Here is a 25,629-nt window from a genome sequence, read left to right as displayed (position 1 = left end):
CGACGACCGGCTCACCGCGATACGCACTAATCCCGCGTCAGGAGACGACAGCTGTGGCTAGCAAGGCAGACGCCGACACCAAGGCGGCGCAGGCGCGCGCCGGATCATCCGACCATCGCTGGCGAGTGCTCGTGGTGGTGTCGATCGCGCAGTTGATGGTGGTTCTCGACGCCACCGTCGTCAACATCGCGCTGCCGTCCGCCCAGGCCGACCTCGGCTTCGAGAACAGCCAACGGCAGTGGGTTGTGACCGCGTATGCGCTCGCGTTCGGCAGCCTGTTGCTGTTGGGCGGCCGGATCGGCGACATCTTCGGGCGCAAGCGGACGTTCCTGATCGCGCTCGTGGCGTTCGCCGTCGCGTCGGCGATCGGCGGTGCCGCGCCGTCGTTCGCGGTGCTGGTCATCGCCCGAGCTCTGCAGGGCGTCGCCGGCGCGATGCTTGCGCCCGCCGCGCTCGGCACGCTCGTGACAACCTTCCGCGACCCCAAAGACCGCGGCAAGGCGTTCGGCGTGTTCGGCACCGTCGCCGTCGCCGGCGGCGCTGTCGGGCTCATCCTCGGCGGGGTCTTGACGCAGTACCTGTCGTGGCGTTGGTGCATGTACGTCAACGTGCTGTTCGCAGCAGCGGCCATCGTCGGCGCGCTGGTTTACATGAACGAGGCGAAGCCGCCGGTGCGACCGCGCATCGACGTGGTCGGCACCGCGCTCGCGGCGCTGGGTCTGTTCGGCCTCGTGCTGGGTTTCTCCCGCGCTGAGAGCAATGGCTGGGGGTCGGGCGTGACGATCCTGTCGCTCGCCGCCGGCGTCGTCCTGCTGGTCGCGTTCGTCCGCGTCGAGCAGCGCGTGGCGCACCCCCTCCTGCCGCTGCGGGTGGTGGCCGACCGTTCGCGCGGCATGGCGTTTGCGGCAGTGGGCATCACGGGGCTGGCCATGTTCGGTCTCTTCCTGTTCCTGACGTATTACCTGCAGGTCGTGAAGCACCTCAGCCCGGTCGACTCGGGTCTCGCCTTCCTGCCGATGATCGTCTGCGTGATGATCAGCTCGAACACCTCGAACATCGTCACGCTGCCGAGGTTCGGCCCGCGGGTGGTCATCACGATCGGCATGACGACAGGCGTCCTCGCCTTGCTCTACCTCAGCCGGCTCGACGTCGACTCCTCATATGCGACCGGCGTGCTGCCGGCGCTGATGCTCATGGGTTTCGCGATGGGCATGGTGATGGCGCCGGCGATGAACACGGCGACCGCCGGCGTGCAGCCGCAGGACTCCGGCGTCGCCGCGGCGCTCGTCAGCACGATGCAGCAGGTGGGCGGCTCGATCGGCACCGCCGTGCTGAGCACCATCGCCGCATCGGCGACGACGGCCTATGCGTCGGCGCACGCTCCGGTCCGCGGGTTCGACGCCGTGGCCGCCACACACGGGTACGTCACGGTCTTCCTCGTGTCGGCCCTGGTCTTCGCCGTCGGCGGCGTGCTGGCCGCCGCGTTCTTCCCCTCGAAGGCCCGCCTGACGGCCATGCGCGCCTCAGCCGCGAGCAGCGCCGCCACGCCGCAGGCAGAACCCGCCAGCGCGGGCGAGCCAGTCGCGGTGGACGCCTGAGACGCGGCTCGAGCCGCGCACTGCCCTGAGCACGGGCATGCGGCACGATCGTTGCGTGCCGCCGTCCGAGTTGCGCGCCGATCGGCTGATCCTGCGGCGCTGGACTGATGCCGACCGCGCCCCGTTCGCCGCGCTGAACGCCGACCGGGTCGTCATGAGGCACTTTCCGGCGCCGCTCGACCGGGCCGCGAGCGACGCGCTCGTCGACCGCATCGAAGCCGACTTCGACCGTGACGGTTTTGGCCTCTGGGCAATCGAGATCGCCGGGACGGGCGATTTCATCGGCTTCACCGGGCTGTCCCGACCGTCGTTCGAGGCGCACTTCACGCCCGCCGTCGAGGTCGGCTGGCGGCTGGCGCGCTCGGCATGGGGACACGGATACGCCACCGAGGCGGCCCACGTCGCGCTCGCGGCCGGCTTCGACGGCCACGGGCTGGGCGAGATCGTCTCGATGACCGCGGTGGCGAATGAGCGCAGCCGGGCGGTGATGCGCCGGCTCGGGATGCGTCGCGACCCCGCCGACGACTTCGACCACCCGCGGCTGCCGGACGGCCACCCGCTGCAGCGGCACGTCCTTTATCGACTGACCGCCGGGCGATGGCGCGACCTGCGCCCAGCCGTCGCGCCCGGCCTGATCGGCTGAACCTGCGTCCGCGCAGGAATCGGGCAATACGCGCGAATCCGCTTAAGTTTCGCGAAGAGCCGTCGATGGCTCAAGCGACAGCACGCCCCCCATGAATGGACGCACATGACCGCACGCAATCTTCGGGTCGGAGTGAGCGTGCTCGCCGCGGCCGCCACGCTCAGCGCCGCCGCCGTCGTCCTCGACGCCAGCCCAGCCGTCGCCGCCCCGGCGTCGCCCGCGCATGCGTCGCCCGCGCACGCATCCCCCACGCACGCATCGCCCGCGCGCGCGGCCTGGTTCCACGACCCGGTTTCGGCGAAGGCGCGGCGGGCCGAGGCGCACGTGCGCGGTCATCACTGGGGCGGCCGGCTGCGGCACACCACCGCGACTTACCGGGCGCACGACGGCAAACTGGCCGTCCCGGCCCGCTGGGCAGTCGGGCACACCCTGACGCGCGGCGAGGCGCTGGTCCTCGACGGCGCCGCGTTGTTCACGTTCAACAGCGCACACGTCACCGCCGCCGCCCGGCGCGAGATCCGCGAGTTGCGCGGCGCGTTCGCCGACGTCCGAGGCGTCCGCGTCGAGGGTTATGCGGACTTCGGCGGCCGCGCGTCCAACCAGCAGCGGCTCAGCGCCGCCCGGGCCCGGGCCATCCGGCGGCTGCTCGTGCACGTCGAGCCGAACATCAGCGCGCGGTCCATCGGCTACGGCGGCCACCGGCCGGTGGTCGTCGGCGGCACGCCGAGCCGGCGGGCTGCGAACCGACGGGTGATCATCGAGGTCACCCGCGTGCGCACCCCGGCCCCGCCCGCCCCGCTCACCGCCCCGCCCGCACCGCACATCAGCGCCGCGAGCGCGACCGACACCGTGACCTTCAGCTTCAGCGAAGCCCGGCCGCGCGGGACGAGCAAGGTCACCGGCTATCAGCTGTCGACCGACGGCGGAACGACCTGGCAGCCGCTCAGCGTGACCGGGCACAGCCCGTTCACCGTGACGCTAAGCGGCCCGCACGACGCCAACACCTATCGACTTGCGGTGCGCGCCCTGAGCGCCGCCGGCGCGAGCCCGGCCAGCAACGTCGTGACCGTCAGCTTCGCGCCGGCGACCGCGCCGGGCGCGCCCACCGTCGCCAGCGTTTCGGGCGTGTGGGACGGGGCCTTCGACAGCCAGGACGTCGCGACAGTCGACTTCAGCCCGCCGGCCTCGGACGGCGGATCGCCGATCACCGGCTATCAGCTGTCGGTCGACAGCGGCCCATACGCCAACACCATCTACGTGGCCGGCTCGCCGTACGTCACCACCACACTGGTGTACTCGAACTGCTCGACGACGACGCACACCTTCGCCGTCCGAGCGGTCAACGCGCAGGGTCCCGGCGCGGTGAGCAACACCGTGTCGCAGGACTTCGAGACCGACCTGTACTGCTAGCAGCGGCGCGGAATGCCCTCTGCGCCATCGACGCTGAACCAGGCGTGACCAAGCGCATCGGATTCCTGTCCTTCGGCCATTGGCGTGCGGCCCCCGGTTCGCAGACGCGCACCGCGGGCGACGCGCTGCTGCAGACCATCGAGCTCGCCCAGGCCGCCGAGGAGATCGGCGTGGACGGCGCGTTCGTGCGCGTCCACCACTTCGAGCGCCAGCTTGCCTCGCCGTTCCCGCTGCTGTCCGCCATCGGCGCGCGCACCTCGCGCATCGAGATCGGCACTGGCGTCATCGACATGCGCTACGAGAACCCCCTGTACATGGCCGAGGAGGCCGCGGCAGCCGACCTGATCAGCGGCGGTCGGCTGCAGCTCGGCGTCAGCCGGGGATCGCCCGAGACGGTGCTGCGCGGCGCGGAGGTCTTCGGCTACGTCCCGGGTGACGGGCAGAGCGCGGCCGACTTCGCGCGGGAGAAGACCCGGCTCTTTCTCGCGGCGATCGGCGGCGCGGCCGTCGGCCAGGTCGACCCCGAGCGGACCGGCGGATTCACCGGCGGGTTGGCGATCCAGCCGCAAGCGCCCGGCCTGGCCGACCGCATCTGGTGGGGCGCCGGCACCCGGGCCACCGCGCGGTGGGCCGCGAGCCTCGGGCTGAACCTGCAGAGCTCCACCCTGCTCAGCGAGGACACCGGAGTCCCGTTCGACGAGCTGCAGGCCGAGCAGATCCGGCTGTATCGCGCGGCCTGGGCCGAGCACGGCTGGGTACGTGAGCCGCGGGTCTCGATCTCGCGAAGCGTCCTGCCGATCACCGAGGACGTCGACCGTCGGTACTTCGGCGCCGCGGGCGAGGACGACCAGATCGGCCTGCTCGAGGGCGTGCGCTCGCGATTCGGCCGCACCTACGCCGGCGATCCGGAGCAGATCGCGAAGGAGCTGGCCGAGGACGAGGCCGTGCGCGAGGCGGACACCGTGCTGTTCACGGTTCCGAACCAGCTCGGCGTCGCCTACAACGCCCGCATCCTCGAGACGATCGCGCGCGAGATCGCGCCGGCGATCGGCTGGTCACGCGCGAACTGAGCCGGGTCAAATCCGGTGGTACTCCGCCGAACCGTGCTTGCCGAACCGTGCTTGCCGAACCGTGCTACGGCGGTAATACAGCTTGGCTGATGCCCTCCGGCACCGCGCGTGCCACGGCGCAACCGGGTCAGCGCACCCCCTGAGGACGGAACTGGACGCTGATCCGCGGGCCGACGGCGCGCGTGGTCTTGGGGACCGCGTGCTCCCAGGTGCGCTGGCAGCTGCCGCCCATCACGAAGAGATCGCCGTGGCCGAGTTCGAGCCGGATCGCCGCCCCGCCGCCGCGTGGGCGAAGCAGCAGTGGACGCGGCGCCCCGAGGACGATGATGGCGACCATCGTGTCGTGGGTGTTGCCGCGGCCGATCCGGTCGCCGTGCCAGGCGACGCTGTCCCGCCCGTCCCGATACAGGCAGAGCCCGGCGGTGGCGAACGGCTCGCCGAGTTCGGCGCGGTAATGCGCGTCGAGCGCGGCTTTCGCCTCGGCGAGCAGCGGGTCGGGCAGCGGCGCGTCGACGTCGAAGAAGCTGAGCAACCGCGGCACGTCGACCACCCGGTCGTACATCGGGCGGCGCTCGGCGTGCCAGGGCACGGTCGCCTGCAACCGCTCGAACAGCGTGTCGGCGCCGCCGACCCAGCGGGGGCGCAGGTCCACCCACGCGCCGTCGGTCAGCGCCCGCCGGCGGACGCTCGGGCCGAGCTGCCCCAACTCGGCAGCGGGGGCGGAGTCGAGCAGCGACGCCTGGAACGCGATCACATCGCGACTATATCAAACACGCATTCGATACGCTTAGCTGCGCCGCGGCGAAGTACCGTGGCGGGGTGTCGCGCAGCCTCCGGTTCGCCCTGCGCCCGGGCTGGCTGACGCTGCACGTCGTGACGGTCGCGCTTGTCGTCGCGATGGCGTTGCTGGGGCGTTGGCAGCTCGACGTCTCGAACTCGAAGCACTTCAGCCTGCAGAACTTCGGCTACGCCATCCAATGGTGGCTGTTCGCGACGTTCACGCTCGGGATGTGGGCGCGGCTGATGCGCGACGCCGCTCGCCGCGGCGGCGCGCCCCCGCCGAGCGCGGAGGCGCAGCGGATCGCAGGGGAGGCTGAGCGCGTCGCCGAGGGCGGCCGGCCGGTCGCCTACCGTCGGTACGTGATGCCCGCCGCCCAGCCTGCCGCGGCCGATTCCGTGCACTCGGCCTACAACGACTACCTGGCGCGGCTCGCCGCCGCCGACGGTGAGCCCGAGCTTGCGAGTGGCCTCGAGGAGGGGCGATGACCGACGCCGGCTTCGATCTGCGCGCGAACGTGTTCGAGGTGCGCCAGCCGCCGGTCGGGGCCGAACGGCTGCGCGCGGCGAGCAAGCATCTGACGCGTTATCGGGTGATGGCGTTCGTCACCGGCGTCGTCCTGCTGTTGGGGACGATCGCGCTCATCGTCAAGTACTCGAGCTCGACGAAGCTCGAACCGCTGACCGGCATCCTGTGGGTGGCGCACGGCTACCTGTACCTCGTCTACGTGATCGCGACCGCGATGCTCGGGTTCCGGCTGCGCTGGCCGTTGGGCCGCTACGTGCTGGTGATGTTGGCCGGCACGATCCCGACGATGTCGTTCGTCGCCGAGCATTACGTCACCCGCGCGGCCCGCGCCGCGGCGCAGCGGGATCCGGCGACCGGCGGCCAGCCGCCTGTCCAGCCGGCGCCGGTTCAACAGACGCCAGCTCAGCCGACGCCGCTGTCGGACTGAGCGCCGTCGCCCAGCTCCGCGACCAGATCGGCGCGCGCTCGCGCCACCCGGGAACGGATCGTGCCCACCGGGCAGGAGCAGACGTCCGCCGCCTCCGCGTAGGACAGCCCGAGCACCTGGGTCAGCACGAACGCCTCGCGTCGCTCCGGCTCCAGCGCGGACACCAGCGCCCGCATCGCGACTGATCCCGAGGGGTCGGCGACCTGCTCGGCGCGCTGGGCCGGTCGGCGACGCTCGCGCTGCGCGGCGCGCACCGCGTCCGCGCAGACGCGTCGGGCGATGGCGAGCAGCCAGGTCCGCGCCGACGAGCGGCCCAGGAAGCGGTGCAGCGAGGAGAACGCGCGGGCGTAGGTGTCCTGGGTGAGGTCGTCGGCTTGCTCGACGCTGCCGAGGTGCGCGCACAGCCGCCAGACGTCGGCCTGGGTGGCGCGGACGAAAGCGGCGGCCGCCGTCGCGTCGCCCCGGCGGGCCTGCAGCGCCGCCGCGGTGACGGGGTCGGCGCCGGGTCCGGAGCCGGGGTCATAGCCGGGGTCGGAGCCAGTGGCAGAGCCGGTGTCGGAGTCGTCCACTGCCGCCTTCTCCTGCCGTCGGCCGCCGGCCGGAACTGACCCTTGCGCCGGCGGGAACTTTCCGCGGCCTCGTTACGACTATTACGACGTGAGATGTGCCCGGATCCGCGAGGCCGTGTCGGCGCGGCTGGACGGCGAGCCGCTGGGCCTGCCGTCCGCCACGGTCGACCAGCACCTGGCGTCCTGCGCCGATTGTGCCCGATGGGCCGACGCGGCTGCCGACGCCACCCGGCTGGCGCGCCTCGACGTGCGGCCGGTGCCCGATCTGTCCGCTGCGATCACCGCCGAGGTGGTGCTGCCCGTCCGGCGGGTCTTGCGTCGGCGCTTCCGGTTGCGCGCGGGGCTGCTGCTGGCCGGGCTGGCCCAGCTCGCGATCGGCCTGCCGGCGGTGCTCGGCGACAGCATCGGCATGGCGATGGGCGCGCACGCGGCGCACGAGGCGGCCGCCTGGAACCTCGCGATCGGCGTCGCGTTCGCCGCCGCCGCCCTGCTCCCGCGTCGGGCGACCGGCTTGATCCCCTTGCTCGGCACGTTCCTGCTTGTCCTCGCGGCGCTGTCGATCCGCGACGTCGCCGTCGGCGAGGTGAGCGCCGGCCGGCTCTCCACGCACGTCGCGGCGGTGATCGGCCTGCTGTTGCTCATCGGGCTGGACCGCGCCGAGCGTGCGCTGCCGCCTGGGTGGGCCGGCGGCGCCGACGGCCGTCGGGCTGGCGAGGACGGCGACACCACGCTGCGGACTGTCGCGTGACGCATCGCGTGACGCGGCGTCTGAGCCGCCGTCTGCTTGTCCTTCTGCTCGGCCTCCTCGGACTGGCCGGCACGGGGCTGCTGCTCGCCGCGCCGGCGCTCGCCCACGCCTCTGTCGTCGCGTCCACGCCGGCGGACGGGTCGCGGCTGCGCGCGGCGCCGCACACCGTGACGATCACCTTCGACGAGAGCGTCGGCATCTCGAACGGCTTGGGCTACCTGCACGTCACGAACCAGAGCGGCAAGCGGGTGGATGCCCGCGCGGCGTATCACCCGGGCGGCGACGGCGCGAAGGTCGTCGACGACCTGACCGGCAACCTCGGCGACGGCACGTACACCGCGAGCTTCCGGGTGATCTCCGCCGACTCGCATCCCGTCGCCGGCACGATCCGGTTCGTCGTCGGCGACGGCGCGCTGGCGCACGGCAACGTCGCGCAGTCGGCGACGAACCGCGGCACGAGCACCGTCTTCGACATCGCCCGATGGGTGTCCTACGCCGGGCTTGCGCTCCTCGGCGGCGCCTGGCTGCCGTTGACGATCTGGCCGCAGGGCCGCACGGATCTGCGCGCCGTGCGGATCGTCTGGACCGGCTGGGGCGCGGTCTTCCTTGGCGGCATGGCCGAGCTCGTGCTGCAGGGACCGTTCACCGCTGGCTCCGGGGTCGGCGAGGCAGCCGACTGGTCGCTGCTGAACGGCACGCTGCACACCGACTTCGGCCAGCTGCACTGCGTGCGGCTGGTGCTGCTCGGCCTGCTCGCGCTGGTGCTCGGCCGCGCGTTGTCGCTGCCCGGCGGACGGGCCGGCCCCACCGAAGTCGGCGCCGCCGTGCTCGGAGTGGCGTTGGTCGCGACGTTCGCCGGGACGGGCCATGCGGCGTCGACGAACCCGACCACGCTGTCGATGCCGCTCGACGCGCTGCACCTGGTGTCGATGGCGGTGTGGATGGGCGGGCTGGTGGTGCTGCTCGCGGCGGTGCTGCCGCGTCGCGAGCCGGCCGAGCTGCGCTCGGTGCTGCCGACGTTCTCGACGGTCGCCTTCGTCTCAGTGGCGGTGTTGGGCGGCACCGGCACGTACGCGGCGTTCCGGGGCGTCGGCACGGTGGACGCGTTGTTCACCACCGTGTACGGCCTGCTCGTCTTCGCGAAGATCATGCTGTTCCTCGCCCTGCTGGCTCTGGGCAACCTGTCGCGGCTGGCCGTCCGGCGGCGCGCGGTCGCGTACGCGATGACCGCCGAGGCGATGGCAGGTGCGCTGCTCGACACGCCGCCGCCTGACCGGGACGTCGACGTCGAGCGGCTGCGCCGGTCGGTGTTCGTCGAGGTGCTCGTCGGCGTCGTCGTGCTGGCGGTGACGGCTGTGCTGGTGGCCGAGCCGCGCGGCAAGGAGGCGCTCATCGCGTCCTACCGGACGTCGGTGTCGGCCAGCGCCTCGCTCGGCGACGGCCGCTCGGTGACCGTCGAGTCGGACACCGGGCTGCACGGCTCGGTGGATCTCACCGTGCGGGTGAGCCGATCGTCGGGCGCCGAGGCCGGCACGGCTGTCACGGCTGTCACGGCGAGCGCGACGCAGCAGGCCGCGCAGCTCGGCCCGCTGCCGGTGCAGCTGACCCGCCGCGGCGCAGGCGACTACGAGGGGACGGTCACGCTGCCGGTCGCCGGCGCGTGGGACATCGACCTCGCCGTCACCGAGGGCGGGATCGCGACCACCACCGACGTGGTCCTGCGCCTGCATTAGCTCATGTCGAAGTCACTTGCACAGAAATCACTTGCACAGAAGTCACTTGCACAGAAGTCACTTGCACAGAAGTCACTTGCACAGAAGTCACTTGCACAGCTGTCACCTGTAGAGAGGAACCCGATGTCTCGTCCCGTCCGTCTGCTGGCCCTCGTCCTGGGCGCCTGCTGCGCGCTGCTCGCCTTCGCCGCGGGGGCGTCCGCGCACGTCACGATCACCTCGCCGGGCGCGGTCCGCGGCGGCAGCGACCAGGAGATCACCTTCCGGGTGCCGGTGGAGAAGGAGTTCGACACGGTGAAGCTGACGGTCACGCTGCCGACGGCGACGCCGATCGCGTCCGTCGACGTCGAGCCGGTGCCCGGCTGGACGCATGTGCAGAAGGTGGTGAAGCTCGCCAAGCCGATCGTCACCGACGACGGGGACATCACCAGCGCGGTGTCGCAGGTGACCTGGACGGCGCAGTCCGGGCAGGGCCTGAAGCCGGGGGAGTTCGGCGCGTTCACGATCATCGCCGGGCTGCTGCCGGACGTGTCGAAGCTGGTCTTCCCGGCCGTGCAGACTTACTCGGACGGCAGCGTCGTCAACTGGAACCAGGTGGCCGCGCCCGGCGCGAAGGACGAGCCGGAGGACCCGGCGCCGACGCTGGATCTCGCGCCGGCGGCGAAGTCGGATTCGTCCTCGGACGCCTCGAAGGCGACGGTCAGCGCAACGGCGTCGGCCGCGCCAGCGAAGTCGGCCAGCAACACCGGGCCGGTGGTGCTGTCGATCATCGCGCTGGTGCTCGCCGCGGCGGCGTTGGGCCTGGCGGTCGTCGGCCGGGCGCGGAGGTCGGGCCGAGCGTGAAACTGCCCCTGCCCGCGCTGGCGGCCGGCGCGATCGCGATCGCGCTGGGCGCCGCCGGGCTCGCGCGCGCGGCCGCGCCGGAATCGAGCGGGACGGCAGCCGGCACGGCGTCGGGCGCGCCGATCGTGGTCAGCGGCGCGTACGTGTATGCGCCGGTGCCGCCGGCCGACACCGCGGCCGCGTACTTCACCGTCACGAACACGACCGGCGAGCCGGACCGGCTGGACGGCGTGCTGAGCGGCGCTGGCGCGAAGGCGGTGGTGCACGCCGTCGGGGCGAACGGCGCCATGAGCGCGATGAGCCCGACCGGCGTCACGGTGCCCGCGCACGGCAGCCTGGTGCTGTCACCCGGAAAGGGACACGTGATGATCGAGCACCTGTACGGCGCCGTCAAAGCCGGCCAGTACGTCAACCTGGAGCTGGACTTCGCCGACGCCGGCTCGATCGAGGTGTCCGCGCCGGTGATCGCCTACGGGTCGACGCCGCCGGGCGGGGCGTCCTCCGGAGCCCCGTCGTGACGCGCCGCTGGCTGGTCCGGCTGTGCGCGCTGCTCGCGGCGCTGACGCTCGCCGCGTGCACGTCCTCCGCGGGCGGCGCGGCCAAGCCGTCGGAGCTAAACGACAACCCCGGCAACGGGCCGTTCCTCGGTTCGGAAGTCTCCCCGGCGCAGCCGCGCCCGCAGTTCACGCTGACCGACACCGCAGGCAAGCAGTTCGCGTTCGGCACCGCCACCAGCGGTCACCCGACGCTGCTCTACTTCGGGTACACCGAATGCCCGGACGTCTGCCCGCTGACGATGGCCAACGCGATGCTGGCGCTGAAGAAGCTGCCCAAGGCGGTCGCGGCCAAGACCTATGTCGTGTTCGTGACGACCGACGTCAAGCACGACACCGGGCCGGTCATCGCCACGTGGCTGTCGCAATTCTCCCGCAACAGCCCGGCCACGTGGGTCGGGTTGCGCGGCTCGCAGGCGCAGATCGACGCGGCGCAGGCCGCGGCGCACATCACGGTGGCCGAGGACGACGGGAAGACGCACTCCGCGCTGTTCCTGCTCTACGGGCCGGACGACTACGCGCACGTCGAGTTCCTGCAGAGCAACACCCAGCAGCAGCAGATCGAGCACGACCTGCCGCTCGTGGCGGAAGGGAAGCGCTGAGGTGGTTGCGGCACAATCGCCTTCTGTGAAGTGGACAAGCGCCCGGCCATGGGTCGGCACCGTCATCCGGCTGTTCCTCGGGGCGGTGTGGATCTGGGCCTCGCTGTCGAAGATCAGCTCGCCGCGGCAGTTCACCCAGACGGTGCGCGCCTACGACGCGACACCGGAGTGGCTGTCCAAAGCGATCGGCTACGGGCTGCCGGTGCTCGAGCTGTCCGTCGGCATCCTGCTGGTGCTGGGCGTCGCGGTGCGGCTCGCCGCGCTGCTGTCCGGCGTGCTGTTCCTGGTGTTCCTGATCGGGCTGATCCAGGCGGCCGCGCGCGACATCAAGCTCGAATGCGGCTGCTTCGGCGGCGGCGGCTCGACGGGCGGCTCGACGTCGTACACGTTGGACATCCTGCGCGACATCGGGCTGCTCGTCCTGGCGGCATACCTCGTGGTCTGGTGGCACACGCGCATTTCGGTGGACGAGTACCTGGCGCGCAACGACCACGTCGAGGCGCCGTCGGCGAAGCGGATGCGCAGCGATCAGGGGCGGCGCAAGTACAACGCGCTGCTCGAGCAGCGGCGCGCGGCGGCGCGCACCCGCGAGCTGTGGCTGAACGGCTCGCTGTTGATCCTGGTGATGCTGATCGCGCTGATCGGCGTGGGGGTGCAGTCCGGCCGCGCGAAGATCGAGGGCTCGTTGACGGCGTCACACGCGACGGTGGCCGACGGCGTGGTGTTCGGCAAGAAGGCCGCCGCGACGGTCGACACCTACGAGGACTTCCAGTGCCCGATCTGCCTGGACTTCGAGAAGTCCGCGGGCAAGACCCTCGACTCGCTGGTGCGCTCGAATCACGCGCAGCTTCGGGTGCACATGATCTCGATCCTGGACAGCTCGTCGAACGGGAACCGGTACTCCTCGCGGGCGGCGAATGCCGGGCTGTGCGCCTCGGACGTCTCGGTGGACACGTTCGTCGCCTTCCACAACCTGCTCTACGGGACGATCAACGGTAAACAGGTGCAGCCGGCGGAAGGGTCCAACGGGCGGTCGAACAAGCTGTTGGAGCTTTATGGGCAGAAGGCCGGCATCACCGGCGCGAAGCTGACGACGTTCTACACGTGCGTGCAGAAGGAGACGCACAAGGCGCTGGTGCAGGCGATTACCGAGCGGGCGAGCGAGAAGGGCATCAACGCCACGCCGACCGTGCTGGTGAACGGCAAGAGCGTGACGGCGTCGCTGGCCGCGGTGAAGAAGGCCATCGCCGCGGCGGACGCGAAGGGCCCGGCGCCGGTGCCGTCCAAGACGCCGGTCCCGTCGAAGACGCCGGCTGTCACACCGACGACCGCTCCGGCGACGACGGCGCCGAAATCGACCGGGTCGTCTGCGCCGACCACGTCCACTTCAAAGGCGCCGGCGCCGAAGACGTCGGCACCGAAGACATCGACGCCGAAGGCGGCGGCGAGCAGCGGCTGACGCCGAAGGCGGCGGCGACCAGCGGGTGACGCCGGAGGCGGCGGCGACCAGCGGGTGACGCCGGAGGCGGCGGCGAGCAGCGGGTGACGCCGGAGGCGGCGGCGAGCAGCGGGTGACGCCGGAGGCGGCGGCGAGCAGCGGCTGAGCGGGCTGTTTTTCTCCTCGGCATGACGAAGGGCCGGCTACCACGCTGATGCGCGGCGGCCGGCCCTTTCGCCGTCCGCGCTGAGGGCTACTTGTTGGCGGCGTCCTTGAGGGCGCTGCCAGCGGTGAGCTTGACGGTCTTCGCGGCGGGGATGTTGATGGTCGCGCCGGTGGCCGGGTTGCGGCCTTCGCGGGCGGCGCGGTCGCCGACCGACAGAGCGAAGAAGCCGGGGACGCTGACCTTCTCGCCCTTGGCCGCGGCGCCCTCGAGCGTGGACTGGAGGGAGCGAAGAACGGCGTCCACCGTCTTCTGCTCCAGATCGGCGCCATCGGCGACGGCTGCCACCAGTTCCTTGCGATTCACGAGGTCTCCCTTGAGTCGATTGATGTCTTCCGGTCCCCAGTATGGTCCTGAGCCCGGAAAACCCCGTAAACCGGGGGGTGTGCGGGCGTGGCGTGTCGGGATGGGCGGGCGCCTGGGCGATCGCGCGCCACGCCGCCGTGTACCGTGAGCAGGCGCGTTCGGACGGGAGTTCGGGCCGTGCAGTTGGGGCTGTGGCGCAGCTGGTAGCGCACCACACTGGCAGTGTGGGGGTCAGGGGTTCGAGTCCCCTCAGCTCCACCCAGAATCGTTGGCCTAGAGCCACCTCAGTATTCGAACGATAATCGCGTGGCAGCCATCTTGGTAGCCATTGGTGCATCCGAGCTCACGGCGGGTGTCCGAATAAGTGAGCTTCAAATGGCTCCTTAGTATCAGTTATTCAATAAGTGAGCGTATGCTCGAGGCATGGTTTCAGATGCCGGCTGGCCGCAGCTGGGCACGGAACTGCGGCCCTGGAAGCCCTCGATCGCGCCGGAGCTGGTCTCCGCGAGCGTCCGCCGCAAGCACGCGGGCTCGTACCGCGCCGCCGTCGTCCCGCTGATTGCGGACCGGACTCCTCAGCTGCCGACGGACGTCGTCACGCTGGCTGAAGAAGCCTCGGTCGAGATCGCACGCTTCGACGCAGAGCTCGGTGCAGAGGTGGCGCCGTTCGCTTCGGTGCTGCTGCGGTCGGAGTCGGCATCGTCGTCGATGATCGAGAACCTGACGTCGGGCGCGAAAGCCATCGCGCTGGCCGAGCTCGGTAGCACCGAGAAGCGCAACGCCAGCGAGATCGTCGGCAACGTCGCGGCGATGAGAGCAGCGCTAGAACTGGCCGAGCACCTCGATGCCAGTGCGATCCTGACGATGCACGCCGCGCTGCTCGGCGATCTGCACCCAGACATCGCCGGCCGGTGGCGTGGTGAGCAAGTGTGGATCGGGGGCACATCGTTCGGGCCTCACCAGGCGTTGTTCGTCCCGCCGCATCACGAGCACGTCGAGCCCCTGATCCATGATCTCGTCGCATTCATGGGTCGTACCGATATCCCGCTGCTGGCGCAGGCCGCGATCGCTCATGCGCAGTTCGAGACGATCCACCCCTTCCCGGATGGCAACGGTCGCACCGGGCGCGCGCTGATCCACTCGATGCTTCGTGGCCACGGTCTGACGCAGAACGTCACCGTTCCGGTCTCGGCCGGCCTGCTCACCGACACGAACGCCTACTTCGACGCACTCACGGCGTACCGCGAAGGGGAGCCTGCAACGATCGTCCAGCGTCTGGCCGAGGCGTCGTTCGAGGCGACGACGAACGGACGTCAGCTCGTGGCGGCGCTTCGGGAGATCCGTGCGGGCTGGGACTACACGATCAAGGCCCGCCGGGGGGCGTCGGCGTGGCGGGTCGCCGACCTCGTGCTACGCCAGCCCGTCATCGACGCCGCGACCGTCGGTGCGGAACTCGGCATCGCGCCGCAGAACGCTCAGCGCGCCATCGCCCCGCTCGCTGAGGCCGGAGTCCTAACCGAGTTCACCGGCTTGCGGCGCAACCGCATGTGGCAGTCGCGCGAAGTGCTTGCTGCCCTCGACGACTTCGCCACCCGTGCTGGCCGGCGTGCTTAGCGCCGAATATGGCTTCGAAGTGGCTTGGCGCCGCTGATCGGTTCGCGGCGGTTATGCGCTGGTCCAAACGCGCACGTCCGTGCTGGTCCGATCGTTCTGCTGCGGGTTGGTGTCAGCGCTGGTGAGTGAGGTGATCTGACTGGGTGCACCAGCCGTCGGGTACTGGCGCGGTGAGAACCGTGTGCACGAAGCGCGCAACGGCTTCGCTCGCCGCCCGTTCGGGCGCCCACTGCAACGTGTGGGGGACGAGCACTTCTGGCTGGACCGGCACGACGACGTCGGCGCGGTGGCCTTCAAGGAGGGGGCGAGCATGATCCAGTACGAAGCCGTACTGGTCGGTCCAGCGGCGGCGGCAAGGTCGGCTTCTTGTAGTGCGATCCATGGCGGCAGCAGCTGACCATCCTGCTCACCCGCTTGGCCAACGGTGTGCTCAACCAACTACCCGCCGCACTGACCCGCGATGTCTAGCTGGCTAACTTGTCAACACCCGCAGCATGAGCGCGCTCCCGCGCTCGACGTGGCATAAGAGCGCGGTAGTGCTCAACGCGGCAATTGCGGGCTTCCGACGCGTGTCAGAGTCCAGCATGAGCACTCCGCGGAGCCAGACGATCACCGTCTCCTGCTTTGAGTCCGAGTGGCCGTACCGCCTGTCCTGCTAGCCGGATGGTGCCGTTCAAGATCTGGAACCGGAAGACGTAGTGACCTTGACCTTCTTTGGAACGAAGCCGCACGGCTTCGAAATCTCGAGAGTGAACGATGGGATCGTCCTAGCCGTCACCGGCTCGTTCAGTGGATGGAGCGCGCGACGCTGACCTCTGCTCCGAATGCCGGCCGGCCCTCGCGTTGACTGGCTACCGCCTCGACGGGCTCGGTCCGCAACGTGATGAACACTCGTGTTCCCGCATCCGTTGCCGCCACGCGCAGCTCGAGCGCTCGACGGGTGTTTGGGCCACGGGTTTCGCGGATCCCTCTGTTGGACACCGAAGCTTTGCCGGTCATACGGGAGGTCGCCTCGATAGATGTCGCGGGTGTCCCTAGCATAGGGCGTTGTGTCAAGAATCGAGCGAGGGAACTGCCCGTGCCACTGCGGCTTGTGCACGTCAGCGACATTCATTTCCGTGGTTACGACGGTGGGTGGGATCTGAACCAAGATCAACGGAACGAACTGCTTCGAGACGTTGCCGAGATAGTTAAGTGCTCGGGAGACATCGACGGCATCGTAGTTGGCGGTGACATTGCCTTTCAGGCTTCTCCAGAGGAATACCGAATCGCAGACGCGTGGCTGAGCGATTTGCGAAACGCGTGCGGAGGGTTAGATACGGGCCGGATATGGACAGTGCCGGGAAATCACGACGTTCACCGTGCGACCATCAGCAGCAGCGTGACCTTGCAAGAGTTCCGGAGCAAGATTCGCGATTGTGAGCTAAACCTACTTGACGACATGCTGAACCGTTGCCTAGCACAAGACCCCGCAGCTGAGAGCTTGTCGCTGCCGCTTAAAGCCTACAATGAATTCGCTGGACAATACACCTGCTCGGTCACGAGCCACGAACCTCATTGGCACGATGACACACTTGAGTGTGACGGCCTTCGCGTCCACCTCATAGGTATCAACTCTGTACTGATTAGCGACCAGCACGATGACGACAAAGACGAGCGCTCGAAGCTTGTACTCGGTCTACATCAGTGCCAAATACCGCGGCAAAACGACACGCTCAACATCACGATGATGCATCACCCGCCATCCTGGATCCGGGACTGGGCAAACGTCGAACAGTACCTACGCCGCTCGCATGTCATGCTGTTTGGACACGAGCACGCCTTCGCCGCACGGCAGCAGAGCGACGGCGTTGTCGAAGTCTTTGCCGGAGCCGTTGGGCCTGAACGCCGCGCAGACGACGAGCATGGTGCATATGTGCCGACGTACAACGTGCTGACTCTGGAACGCCGGGGACAGGACACTGTCTCGGTCTGCATCGAGCCTCGAGTCTGGGACGAAGACAACACCTGCTTCGTTGAGCATCAAGACGGACGCGCGCTTTTCACGGTATCGACCGCGAACGCGACACCGAAGCGAGCGTCCGATGACGCCTTGGATACTGACTCGCAAACGACCGACGTTGTTCAGGCCAGGTCGGCTAACCCGCTTGACACGCCAGATTCTGGCCACGCACCTGCTTCGCGCGACCCCGTGCCGCGCACAGCAACCGAACTACGACGCTTGGGGACAGAGTACATGCGCCTGTCATGGACAGATCGCGTCCACATTGCCAGGAACCTCCAAGTTCTGGAAGATGAAGACCTTCAACTCGACGCCGTTCAACTCTTCCCGTTGTTGCTGACGAGAATTCGGGAGCGCGGTCTCATATCAAAACTCGAACAGGAGCTCGATCGTGGCTGATCGCTTAGCGGATCTTGCAGATTGGATGCGACCCTTCGCGCTCGTGCCTGACCCCGGCTTGCTCTCGGCGCGCCGTGCATGCGTGGAAATGCTCGCCACCACGACAACCTACCCAGCCAGTGCACTTGTCGCCGCGGCACACTGGGAGCTGCCTGCCGCGGCACAGCCGGCCTTCGTTGCCGTTGTTCGAGAGGCAGATGCAAGTTTCGTTTACGACCAGTCCCCAGGCCTCGGTGCGGCCCTTGCGGCAGCGGCCGTAATCGTCCGACTCGCTGAAGATGACGAATCTGCGCTGGTTGCGCTTTTGGTCGAGTCAGCGCGCTTTCTGGGCCACACCCCAGCGGTCGCCGCGGTGAGCGATGCGGCTGCCGAGACGCTTCACAGACTCGGGCGGGGACGCCGTCAGCGACTGAAGATCACCGACACACCGAAGGAAGTGCGGGCCGCGATCGCCGGCGCGCCCAAGCTCGACACCAGCATGGAAAACTGGGACAAGGTTCGCGCGATTCTGTCCGCCCGAGATTCGGCGATCAACGCCATCGCCCGCCGAACCGAGAAGCTCGCCGAACAGCTCGAGGCGCGTCTCCAGCTAGTCGAAGAGGAGCTGGATTTGCTGTGGTGGACGCGGGCAGTTCTAGCGTCAAACATAGACGACGAACCGTGGGAGTCAGTTCCTGCTCCACGACGTGCTGCCCTCGCCGCGCAGCAGGTCGCAGATCGGCTCGCGTACCAGCCTGCCCCGTCGGGCACCGAGAGTCTGCTGGGATTCGCGCTCGGGGCAGACGCGGATGACGAACACGCTCTCGGTGAGGTCGCCCAAGAGCTGCTGCCGCCTCAGGGCGCCCCGCGAGATCCGCTTCTGCCGATGAGTACCTTCAGGTCGGTTGCCGACGTTGTTGGTCCTGAAGATCGCAAGGCCATCCACGCAGCGGTCAACAACCTCGAATTTGAGGTCCCATATAAGCTGAAGGCACCGCTTGTTGACCTCGCTGAGCAAGCTCTCCGAGAGATTGAGATCTTGAGGTTAATGTGACCGTCGCCCCCGCCCGTTCATGCCTTCAGAATAATTGCCCTATCGCGACCGAGGGCGAGTGCCTGGAGGGTTTTGAGAATGGGCTGGGCTGCCCGAACTTACAAATGAACGTAGACGCGTCGGCCGGTGACAGCGCCGACCAGTCCCTCGACCGAGGTGACGGCGTCAACGAGGACGAAGACGATGCGGTACTGAGCCGCCCGCAGACGCTGGTCAATATCCGAGGCGACGCGGCGCTCACACTCCCGGAGGCAGAAGAACTGGCTTCGGCAGCCCCCTCACGGGTGATCCTCGTAGCGGGCGAGTTCGAATCCGGCAAAACTACACTCGCAGTTCAAATATATGCCCAGTTTCTTCGTGGACCATTCGCGGACTGCATCTTCGGCGGGTCGCGAACGTTACGAGCCTTCGACGTTTTTCAGCAACCGTCGCGTGCGTCGTCTGGTCGGGAACGTTCGACCACGCGAGCAACCCGCGAAGAAGGCATGCGGCTCTTGCATCTGCGCCTGCTCAGACAGGGCCGAGTGCAAAATCTGTTCATCTCGGACGTGCGGGGCGAATACTTCGAAAACGTTATCGACGGCGCAGGAGCGGACGCAGAGATACCTCTGGCAGCCCGCGCGGACCTGTGTGTTCTCGTCATCGACGGTAGAACGTTGTCCGACCTGGCAACACGCCAGAACGCCATGAGCCGAGCGCGGCTCCTCCTCGGCGGTTTAACTGAACCAGGTGGCATTCAAAGCCCGTGCAGGCTGATACTCGCCGTCACTAAGAGCGACTTGTTGGACGAGGAAACAAGCAAGTGGGTGAAGGAACAGCTCCACAAGCTACGCACGCGAGGCGAAGAACGCGGCGTACACACGTCCACCACTCTGGTCGCGGCGCGCCCGGATGACATAGGACAAGCACAAGGTCTCGAGCAGCTGTTCGACAGGATGCTTCCTGCACCCGAACCGTTCATCCAGCCGCAGTTCGACGCGGCACCGAAGGACCGCGTGTTCTGGAACTTACCCAAGGTGCTGTCATGACGCCGTTCAACGAAGCACAACCCACAGGGATCCTATTTAGTGGTTTGCCGAGCACCGGCAAGACAACCTACCTTGCCCTGTTATACCTCGCCATTGTCGAGGATCGTGCCGCCCGACTAAAGTTAGGTCGATACAGCGACGATCGCGAATACCTGAACGGCATCAGCGCCCGCCTGCAACGTTGCGAACCTGCGGTGCGTACCGAGGTCGACGAGCAGAAGACTCTCTCGTTATCTCTACTTGTCGGACCAGAGGAAAGATCGACAATCCTGCAAATTCCAGATACTAGCGGCGAATTGTGGGAAGCCGCACTCGTTGAGCGGCACATGCCAACGGAAATCGACGAACGAGCCCGGAACGCCGAGGCGGTTGTCATCTTCGTGCACTGCAAGAACGATTTCGACTCAGGAACAACAATTGAAGAGGCTGGCGCAGCGGATGCGGCTGCACACGGCGAGACTGCGCCGAGCCTCACCGGTGAGGACCACCCGCCAGGTCGCTCGCCGACACAGGTAGAGCTCGTCGAGCTGCTGCAGATTCTTCGCGAGGATCGGGGGCCACGTCCAGCTCGCGGGTGCTTGGCAGTCTCAGCATTTGATTTAGTCCCGCAGCCTATGACGCCTGACGAGTGGGTCGCCAGCAACCTCCCGTTACTAGCGCAGTACGTGCAGGTCAACCGCGACTGGCTCGAATTCACAACGTTCGGTGTCAGCGCCCAGGGAGGTCGTTTCGATCGACCAGATTTGACCGCCAGCCTGCTCGCGCAGGATGCCCTCGACCGTGCAAGTCTCGTGTGGGCGGATGGGACAGTCGGCGAAATCGGAGATCCAGTCCTGTGGGCGCTGAATATCCGTGGCTAAGGGTCAAATAGCGCAGGCTTTGTACGGATACTCAAAAGGTCACCGTCTGTTGGCGTCGAGCATGCCGATACCGACCGACGCTGGCCGGTTGTTACGTGCCGCCAGCGACACTAGCGTCGAACGGTGGGACGCGAGCTATCTCACCGTGCTGCCGATCCCGGAGCTGCGAGCGCAAGCCTTCATTCGAACTTGGGCCGCGGAACCGTGGCTACGCCCGGGGAGCGTGTGGTCGCACGTCCTGTTGGTCGATTTCGTCACCCTTGCGGCTCAACACCAGCTTTCCGGCCTACTAGCAGCTTTCCAACGTCCGACCGTTCACGACAACAGCAATAGTCACGACTTGGTTCCCTACCGGTTGCCGCTACCCATCGGACACGTCTTCGCTGTCCGTGGAGACACGGGGCCAATAAGTGTTAATTCGGGATTCGCCATCGACGTGTTCGCGGCAATCTACGGAACTGAGGAGCGGTCGAGTCTGGTTGTCCCCGACGCGGCCGCGACAGAGCAGCTGCTCCTGGAGATTTATGAACAGCAATGGCCTCGGCTCCGCCGCCAGTTCGCCTTCCGAACTAGACAGCGCGCCTCAGACGGTTCACAGCCCTTCGACCTAGAGATAGTCGAGCGTAACCGCATGGCAGACTCGCCCACGAGCGCAGCTCTCAAATCGTGGATGCCGCCCCTGGTGAAGGACCTTTCCGCGCCTCAACCTAGCGACCTACGCCAGTTCCTAAGGGTGTTTGGTACCGAAACCAAGCACGGGCGAACTGAGCTACCGAACCTTGTTGGCCTTTACCAACAGCTTGTAGATACCGAACCGCTCAAGGCGGTGGAATTCATCGCTCGCGAGTACCCGCGACCCACTGAAATGCGCATGTTGAAACGGTCGCTCTTTCAACGTGCCCATAGGGAATCTGCCTGGCAACTGCCGCCCGGCTGGCCAGCCGACGACGCGGGGAAGCTCAGCTTGCTCTTCGCTGCAAGTGGCTCTGTCGATTATGAAGAATTGCAGGTCGCAGATCGGTTGGGAGCGCTTATCGAGTCGACGCCGAACGCCGCGGTGACGGTCTTGCACGACATTGACTTGGAGCACTTACCGACCTCCGTTACTCAAACGCTAGTAGGGGCGATAACTCGCAATACCGATGACGAGGCTGTAAGTCGACTGGCGTTGGCGCACCCCGACCTAGGGTTGCTGCTAGCAGCGCAAAGACCAGCTCTACTCGGGCAGACGGCAATTTGGGCCACGCTCGACACCGACTTGCTTGTCGAGTTGTTTGAACGCGGCTCTGTCGATCTGAGAACGCGCACGTTAGTCGCCCTCGCGGACGGCGGCGGAAGCGAGCCGTTGCTGACCCTATGCAACGCCACACCCACCATCTGGTGGGACCTGCTGCTGGCCTCGGCCGATTCTGCGACCGACCGCAAGACGATCGAGCACAGAGCGTCGATGTTGAGGATCATGCTACCGAGAGTCGGCGCAGCAGCGATTGGTAATCCGCCGCGCCCGCCAGTAACCCGGGATGAACTGGTACTTCTCCTTCTGAGTGCGGAGCTGTCGGCTGGCCTCTGGCGGCACGCCGGGCCAGACGCGTGGCTCAACCTCACGCGTAGTTTAGGAAACGAGTCGGCTGCCATTCGTGACCGGGCCGCTGCAGTCGCGCTGCTGTCGGCGTCGACCAGCAATCGCGAGATACGCATACGTGGCTGGCGTCTTGTTTTCCCGCTGCTTCACTCGCTGCTCGCGAGCTCCCGCTTCGACGAGGAGGCTTGGACTGTGCTCTCTCCGGCGCTGCCTGCAGCGCCCGAGTGGGACCGATGCCTTCGCCTCAGAAGGGGTGCGATTAGCGAGATCCGACGAGACAACTGGCCGCGGCCCGAGTTCGAGCAGCTGTTCAGCGGAGCGGGGCAGTACCGCGCTGAGATGCAAAGTGAGTTCCAAGTCGAATCAGTCAAGAAGAAAAAGAAAAAGAAGCACTGGTTACGAGAGCTAGCGGAGTCGCTCCTGCCGTAGAAGTGGACACTGGTGAGTGGCGAGCCACAAACCTGAATTATTTCGTCCACATGCGATTCGTCTTGGCCCGGCAACGATTCTGTACACTCGCCGGCTCGACCGCAAAGTCGGGTGACACTGCCAGAAATGCACATTGGGCAGCAGTGCAGACCGGTGTGCCGACGGCGCGAGCCTGAACCCACAATGCTCTGTTATCGCTTCATCGGCCGCGAAGAGCTGCTTGCGGCAACCGGAGCACGTCGACGGCGGGTTGATCTACGCATTCCAACGTGCGGAGAACTTCAAGCGACCCCACTGGCCGGACCCCGCACGTCCGAAACAGTCCCATCTCGACATCGACGTGCCCGACCGCGATCAGGCGCGAGACGCTGTCCTGTCTTTGGGAGCAACGCTGCTGCACGACGACGAGCGTGGCTGGCTGGTGTTCGCCGATCCAGCAGGGCACTCATTCTGTTTGCTCTGATCTGAGACGAACGGTGGCGCTGTCATCGGCAGAGTCGGTTTGTCGATCTCGCCTGCGCGAAGAACAAATCGACTCATCTGCGCGCCGGCGAGCCCAGGAGTCGACCGCGCCTATCGACGGATATGGCGCGCCGGCCAGCGCTCGCGGAACGAGCAGATCGACGGCGTTCGGATTCAGTTGCGCTGCCGGCTGCCGGCTGCCCGCATCGGCTTCGGTGGCACCGGGCCCAAAGCTCACGACCTGAGAGGATCTTCGTGTGGACGCGATACCCGACCGCCGGTGGGCGAACATCGTTGGGCGAATGACGCCTGGCGGTGTCGAGATGATGTCGTTTGCGCGATTAGCAGACCTGGCCGCGGAATGGGAAGACATCGTTCCGCCGCAGTCGGCAGAACTCGACGGCCCGCCCCGCCTGCTCCGTATGGCGCGAAGCTTGTTCGCGCATTCCTGGTTTGACTACGAGTTCATGACTGTCGCGTGCCTCCTCGGGTTCCAAGCGATGGAAGCCAGCTTCCGCGCGCTCTACCCCGACCCTGACGGACGTCCCCTACGGAAGCTCGTGAATCAGGCCGAGCAGGATGCAATCTTGCCGGTGAACATCGCCGAACTCGCACGAAGCGGCGTGGAGCTGAGGAACTTGTATTCCCACCCTCGGACGCAGTCTGTGCTCACCGTCGGCATGGCCGCACCGATGCTGGAGAACACCCATCGTCTCGTCGCACTTGTTCTCTCGGCGGTGAGGTGATCATTCGGAGTGCAGACATCCTGGCTTAGATGGGAGGAATCGCTCGCGTCGTCGGCGACGATGGGCACGCGGGCGCCGACCACCTCGTCTGGCTGCATGTCTCGCCCGTCAAGCTGAAGGTCCGTGACGGCCTCGTGCCGCCAGGAACCTTATCGCCGATGCGTGCCGACATAGCCGGGCGTGGGCACTATCGAGCTGACCGGGATTGCATCGTTCAGGCACCGGACAGCCAGCACGTGCCATCAACCGAGTGGTCTGGGCCTGATCGGTGGTGTTACGAAGTCCAGCCGGACGGACAGATCGAACCTGACCGGGACCCGACTCATCGACATTTCGACAGCTGACTGTTCCGGTCAGGCCCTAATTATTGGGATCGCTCGGCCGCCACGTATGTGACGATGGGTATCGCGATCAAGTCCAGAGCGTCTTGGCCATGCGATCGGCCGCTTCCTGGGCGAGTGCAGGCATCACGTGGCTGTAAATGTCAGTCGTCGTGCGCATCTGGCTGTGGCCAAGTAGCTCCATCACCACCCGCGGGTGAACGCCAGCGGTGAGCAGCAGTGTCGCCGCCGTGTGGCGGCCGTCGTGCAGGCGGATGTGGCGTACGCCGGCACGCTGGAGCAGCTTGACCCAGGCCTCGTAGTCGGAGTGCTTGTCCAGCGGGCGGCCGTTTGGCTGGGCGAAAACGATGTCCCAGTCCTCCCAATCCGTACCGGCGACCAACCGTTCCGACGCCTGCGCCACGCGGTGCCTGCGCAGGGCCTCGATCAAGGGCGCCGGCACGGCAATGGTGCGGCGGCTGCGGTCGGTCTTGGGCTCGGTGAAGACGAGCCCCTGACCAGGAACCCGGTGGAGACCGCGGCGTACCGAGAGCCGCGCACCGTCGAGGTCGATGTCCTTCCACTGCAGACCCAACGCCTCGGACTGACGGAGCCCGAGTGCCAGCGCGACCGTCCAACGAGCGGCGTTGCGCTGACCCTCTGCGGCAGCGAGCACACGCTTGCACTCTTCGACATCAAGCGGCTCGGGTGTTTTCGCTCGTTCCTGGCGCGGCGGCTCGACCAGGGTGGCCACGTTGCGGGCGACCCGCTCGCGCTGCATCGCTATCTTGAGCGCCCGATGCAGCATGCGGTGCACCCGCAACACCGAGGCGGGGGAGAGGCCCTTCGCCAGAAGCTGCTTGTACGTCTGCTCGAGGTCCTCGGGCTGCAGCTGATCGAGACGCCGCTTGCCGATGTAGGGCACCACGTGCATCCGGATCAGGGCGCGATAGGTGTCGAGCGTGCGCTCCCGCACCCGGATCGCGGCAATGTTGTCGGCCCAGTAGGTCAGCCAGTCCTCAACGAGCATCGACCGTCCGGATGCGGCTGCGACGCCGGCGTCACGTTTGATCTCGAGCTCCTTGACCTTGGCGACCACGGCGGCTCGCGTTGCCGCGGACACGTGGCGGCGGTCGCGGCGGCCGTCGCCCTTGGAACCCATCGACACGAAGCCGTGCCATCGTCCGTCGGCGTTCTTGACGATCGTGGAACGTCCGTTGGCGCCTCGTCCGGCCATGGTGTTCTCCCTCCGCTGCCTGTCGATGCTCCGCCCTACCTCTGACAGGAACAATGGCGTTACGCCGCGGAATCGCCGCCGGACTCTGAGATGTCGACGGCGAACAGGGCGCGCCCGCTGGCGTCGGTCACGCGGCGCCACCTCCTTGTCGCCTTCGAGGTGGCCGGCGGCAGGTCGGGCTGGTTCGCGGCGTCGAGGCGGGTCACGTAGCGCTCGAGTTCGGCCCACGAGAGGCGGCACGCGCGTGCGACGTGCACGGGGTGCAGCTCGCCGTCCTTGATTAGCTGGTAGACGGTGGTGCGTCCGATACCGAGCATTTTGGCTGCTTGAACAATCGTGAGCAGCATCTGCTCGTCGGTGTAGTCGCCGTCGTGGTTCATCGGTGTGGTCCTCCTCGTGAGATGGGTGGGTTGCCTAGTGCGCGTGCGTAGTTCGGTGGGGGAGCCG

At 67.5% G+C, this 25,629-nt stretch carries 26 protein-coding genes and 1 tRNA gene; 22 read left to right on the top strand and 5 right to left on the bottom strand.

What is annotated here, in order from left to right; all coding sequences use genetic code 11:
* The first annotated feature begins 53 nt into the window (after positions 1–53).
* From ACFFBG_RS12630 to ACFFBG_RS12615, 4 genes are all read left to right on the top strand, one after another.
* Positions 54–1,598: a DHA2 family efflux MFS transporter permease subunit gene (locus tag ACFFBG_RS12630; RefSeq protein ID WP_375479173.1), complete on the top strand. Its 1,545-nt coding sequence runs from the start codon at positions 54–56 to the stop codon at positions 1,596–1,598.
* A gap of 55 nt (positions 1,599–1,653) precedes the next feature.
* Positions 1,654–2,241: a GNAT family N-acetyltransferase gene (locus ACFFBG_RS12625; protein WP_375479171.1), complete on the top strand. Its 588-nt coding sequence runs from the start codon at positions 1,654–1,656 to the stop codon at positions 2,239–2,241.
* A 105-nt stretch (positions 2,242–2,346) separates the two neighbouring features.
* Positions 2,347–3,651 carry an OmpA family protein gene (locus ACFFBG_RS12620; RefSeq protein WP_375479169.1) on the top strand — a complete coding sequence of 435 codons (1,305 nt, stop codon included), beginning with the start codon at positions 2,347–2,349 and terminating at the stop codon, positions 3,649–3,651.
* A gap of 44 nt (positions 3,652–3,695) precedes the next feature.
* Entirely contained in the window at positions 3,696–4,721 is a 1,026-nt protein-coding gene (locus ACFFBG_RS12615) for an LLM class flavin-dependent oxidoreductase (protein ID WP_375479167.1), read from the top strand.
* 127 nt (positions 4,722–4,848) lie between these two features.
* Here the strand turns inward: ACFFBG_RS12615 and ACFFBG_RS12610 are convergent, their stop codons facing one another.
* Positions 4,849–5,475, bottom strand: a complete 627-nt coding sequence (locus tag ACFFBG_RS12610) for an alpha-ketoglutarate-dependent dioxygenase AlkB (protein WP_375479165.1) — start codon at positions 5,473–5,475, stop codon at positions 4,849–4,851.
* Positions 5,476–5,540: 65 nt separating this feature from the next.
* On the opposite strand from ACFFBG_RS12610, the gene ACFFBG_RS12605 reads away from it, so the two are divergent.
* Complete coding sequence (locus ACFFBG_RS12605) at positions 5,541–5,987, top strand: hypothetical protein (RefSeq protein ID WP_375479163.1); 447 nt, start codon at positions 5,541–5,543, stop codon at positions 5,985–5,987.
* Entirely contained in the window at positions 5,984–6,454 is a 471-nt protein-coding gene (locus tag ACFFBG_RS12600; protein WP_375479161.1) for a DUF3817 domain-containing protein, read from the top strand. The genes ACFFBG_RS12605 and ACFFBG_RS12600 overlap by 4 nt, the downstream gene beginning before the upstream one ends.
* Here ACFFBG_RS12600 and ACFFBG_RS12595 read toward each other — a convergent pair.
* Complete coding sequence (locus ACFFBG_RS12595) at positions 6,430–6,930, bottom strand: sigma-70 family RNA polymerase sigma factor (RefSeq protein WP_375479239.1); 501 nt, start codon at positions 6,928–6,930, stop codon at positions 6,430–6,432. The genes ACFFBG_RS12600 and ACFFBG_RS12595 overlap by 25 nt on opposite strands.
* A 181-nt stretch (positions 6,931–7,111) precedes the next feature.
* Here ACFFBG_RS12595 and ACFFBG_RS12590 point away from each other — a divergent pair, with 181 nt between their 5' ends.
* From ACFFBG_RS12590 to ACFFBG_RS12565, 6 genes are all read left to right on the top strand, one after another.
* Positions 7,112–7,771, top strand: coding sequence for a zf-HC2 domain-containing protein (locus ACFFBG_RS12590; protein ID WP_375479158.1), 660 nt, complete (start codon positions 7,112–7,114; stop codon positions 7,769–7,771).
* On the top strand, positions 7,768–9,504 hold the full coding sequence (locus ACFFBG_RS12585; protein ID WP_375479156.1) for a copper resistance protein CopC: 1,737 nt from the start codon (positions 7,768–7,770) through the stop codon (positions 9,502–9,504). Before ACFFBG_RS12590 ends, ACFFBG_RS12585 begins: the two co-directional genes overlap by 4 nt.
* 123 nt (positions 9,505–9,627) lie before the next feature.
* The gene (locus ACFFBG_RS12580) at positions 9,628–10,347 is read left to right on the top strand and encodes a YcnI family protein (protein ID WP_375479154.1); all 720 of its coding nucleotides are present in this window, start codon (positions 9,628–9,630) and stop codon (positions 10,345–10,347) included.
* Positions 10,344–10,865: a copper chaperone PCu(A)C gene (locus ACFFBG_RS12575; RefSeq protein ID WP_375479152.1), complete on the top strand. Its 522-nt coding sequence runs from the start codon at positions 10,344–10,346 to the stop codon at positions 10,863–10,865. The genes ACFFBG_RS12580 and ACFFBG_RS12575 overlap by 4 nt, the downstream gene beginning before the upstream one ends.
* Complete coding sequence (locus ACFFBG_RS12570) at positions 10,862–11,503, top strand: SCO family protein (RefSeq protein WP_375479150.1); 642 nt, start codon at positions 10,862–10,864, stop codon at positions 11,501–11,503. The genes ACFFBG_RS12575 and ACFFBG_RS12570 overlap by 4 nt, the downstream gene beginning before the upstream one ends.
* A gap of 25 nt (positions 11,504–11,528) precedes the next feature.
* The gene (locus tag ACFFBG_RS12565; protein ID WP_375479148.1) at positions 11,529–12,962 is read left to right on the top strand and encodes a MauE/DoxX family redox-associated membrane protein; all 1,434 of its coding nucleotides are present in this window, start codon (positions 11,529–11,531) and stop codon (positions 12,960–12,962) included.
* A 232-nt stretch (positions 12,963–13,194) separates the two neighbouring features.
* Here ACFFBG_RS12565 and ACFFBG_RS12560 read toward each other — a convergent pair whose 3' ends face one another.
* Positions 13,195–13,470 carry an HU family DNA-binding protein gene (locus tag ACFFBG_RS12560; RefSeq protein ID WP_375479146.1) on the bottom strand — a complete coding sequence of 92 codons (276 nt, stop codon included), beginning with the start codon at positions 13,468–13,470 and terminating at the stop codon, positions 13,195–13,197.
* A 185-nt stretch (positions 13,471–13,655) separates the two neighbouring features.
* Between ACFFBG_RS12560 and ACFFBG_RS12555 the strand changes: the two genes are divergently transcribed.
* The 10 genes from ACFFBG_RS12555 to ACFFBG_RS12510 all read left to right on the top strand — a co-directional run bounded on the left by ACFFBG_RS12555 (position 13,656) and on the right by ACFFBG_RS12510 (position 23,625).
* Positions 13,656–13,728: transfer RNA gene (locus tag ACFFBG_RS12555), tRNA-Ala, on the top strand.
* Positions 13,729–13,893: 165 nt separating this feature from the next.
* Positions 13,894–15,084 carry a Fic family protein gene (locus tag ACFFBG_RS12550; protein WP_375479144.1) on the top strand — a complete coding sequence of 397 codons (1,191 nt, stop codon included), beginning with the start codon at positions 13,894–13,896 and terminating at the stop codon, positions 15,082–15,084.
* Positions 15,085–15,265: 181 nt separating this feature from the next.
* Positions 15,266–15,481 carry a hypothetical protein gene (locus ACFFBG_RS12545; RefSeq protein WP_375479143.1) on the top strand — a complete coding sequence of 72 codons (216 nt, stop codon included), beginning with the start codon at positions 15,266–15,268 and terminating at the stop codon, positions 15,479–15,481.
* 681 nt (positions 15,482–16,162) lie between these two features.
* Positions 16,163–17,485: a metallophosphoesterase gene (locus ACFFBG_RS12540; RefSeq protein WP_375479141.1), complete on the top strand. Its 1,323-nt coding sequence runs from the start codon at positions 16,163–16,165 to the stop codon at positions 17,483–17,485.
* A complete protein-coding gene (locus ACFFBG_RS12535; RefSeq protein ID WP_375479139.1) occupies positions 17,478–18,518 on the top strand; it encodes a GTPase-associated system all-helical protein GASH in 1,041 nt (346 codons plus the stop codon). Before ACFFBG_RS12540 ends, ACFFBG_RS12535 begins: the two co-directional genes overlap by 8 nt.
* Positions 18,515–19,546: a hypothetical protein gene (locus ACFFBG_RS12530; protein ID WP_375479137.1), complete on the top strand. Its 1,032-nt coding sequence runs from the start codon at positions 18,515–18,517 to the stop codon at positions 19,544–19,546. The genes ACFFBG_RS12535 and ACFFBG_RS12530 overlap by 4 nt, the downstream gene beginning before the upstream one ends.
* Entirely contained in the window at positions 19,543–20,406 is an 864-nt protein-coding gene (locus tag ACFFBG_RS12525) for a hypothetical protein (protein ID WP_375479135.1), read from the top strand. Before ACFFBG_RS12530 ends, ACFFBG_RS12525 begins: the two co-directional genes overlap by 4 nt.
* The gene (locus ACFFBG_RS12520; protein WP_375479133.1) at positions 20,399–22,417 is read left to right on the top strand and encodes a hypothetical protein; all 2,019 of its coding nucleotides are present in this window, start codon (positions 20,399–20,401) and stop codon (positions 22,415–22,417) included. Before ACFFBG_RS12525 ends, ACFFBG_RS12520 begins: the two co-directional genes overlap by 8 nt.
* Before the next feature lie 220 nt (positions 22,418–22,637).
* Complete coding sequence (locus ACFFBG_RS12515) at positions 22,638–22,880, top strand: VOC family protein (RefSeq protein WP_375479131.1); 243 nt, start codon at positions 22,638–22,640, stop codon at positions 22,878–22,880.
* 256 nt (positions 22,881–23,136) lie between these two features.
* Positions 23,137–23,625 (top strand): hypothetical protein, encoded by a 489-nt coding sequence (locus ACFFBG_RS12510; RefSeq protein WP_375479130.1) that lies wholly within the window; start codon positions 23,137–23,139, stop codon positions 23,623–23,625.
* A gap of 411 nt (positions 23,626–24,036) precedes the next feature.
* On the opposite strand, the gene ACFFBG_RS12505 is transcribed toward ACFFBG_RS12510, so the two are convergent.
* Positions 24,037–25,182, bottom strand: coding sequence for a tyrosine-type recombinase/integrase (locus ACFFBG_RS12505; RefSeq protein ID WP_375479128.1), 1,146 nt, complete (start codon positions 25,180–25,182; stop codon positions 24,037–24,039).
* Positions 25,183–25,241: 59 nt separating this feature from the next.
* Positions 25,242–25,562 (bottom strand): helix-turn-helix domain-containing protein, encoded by a 321-nt coding sequence (locus ACFFBG_RS12500; protein WP_375479126.1) that lies wholly within the window; start codon positions 25,560–25,562, stop codon positions 25,242–25,244.
* Positions 25,563–25,629 lie beyond the last annotated feature (67 nt).

It is taken from the genome of uncultured Jatrophihabitans sp., assembly GCF_964251945.1.
In the GTDB taxonomy this organism is placed as follows: domain Bacteria; phylum Actinomycetota; class Actinomycetes; order Mycobacteriales; family Jatrophihabitantaceae; genus Jatrophihabitans.
This window is presented reverse-complemented; position numbering and strand designations above follow the sequence as displayed.

Excerpts from the sequence above, each read along its gene's own strand:
- ACFFBG_RS12620 (WP_375479169.1), top strand. The coding sequence starts at position 2,347 with ATGACCGCACGCAATCTTCGGGTCGGAGTGAGCGTGCTCGCCGCGGCC.
- ACFFBG_RS12600 (WP_375479161.1), top strand. The coding sequence starts at position 5,984 with ATGACCGACGCCGGCTTCGATCTGCGCGCGAACGTGTTCGAGGTGCGC.
- ACFFBG_RS12580 (WP_375479154.1), top strand. The coding sequence starts at position 9,628 with ATGTCTCGTCCCGTCCGTCTGCTGGCCCTCGTCCTGGGCGCCTGCTGC.
- ACFFBG_RS12550 (WP_375479144.1), top strand. The coding sequence starts at position 13,894 with ATGGTTTCAGATGCCGGCTGGCCGCAGCTGGGCACGGAACTGCGGCCC.
- ACFFBG_RS12525 (WP_375479135.1), top strand. The coding sequence starts at position 19,543 with ATGACGCCGTTCAACGAAGCACAACCCACAGGGATCCTATTTAGTGGT.
- ACFFBG_RS12505 (WP_375479128.1), bottom strand. The coding sequence starts at position 25,182 with ATGGCCGGACGAGGCGCCAACGGACGTTCCACGATCGTCAAGAACGCC.
- ACFFBG_RS12500 (WP_375479126.1), bottom strand. The coding sequence starts at position 25,562 with ATGAACCACGACGGCGACTACACCGACGAGCAGATGCTGCTCACGATT.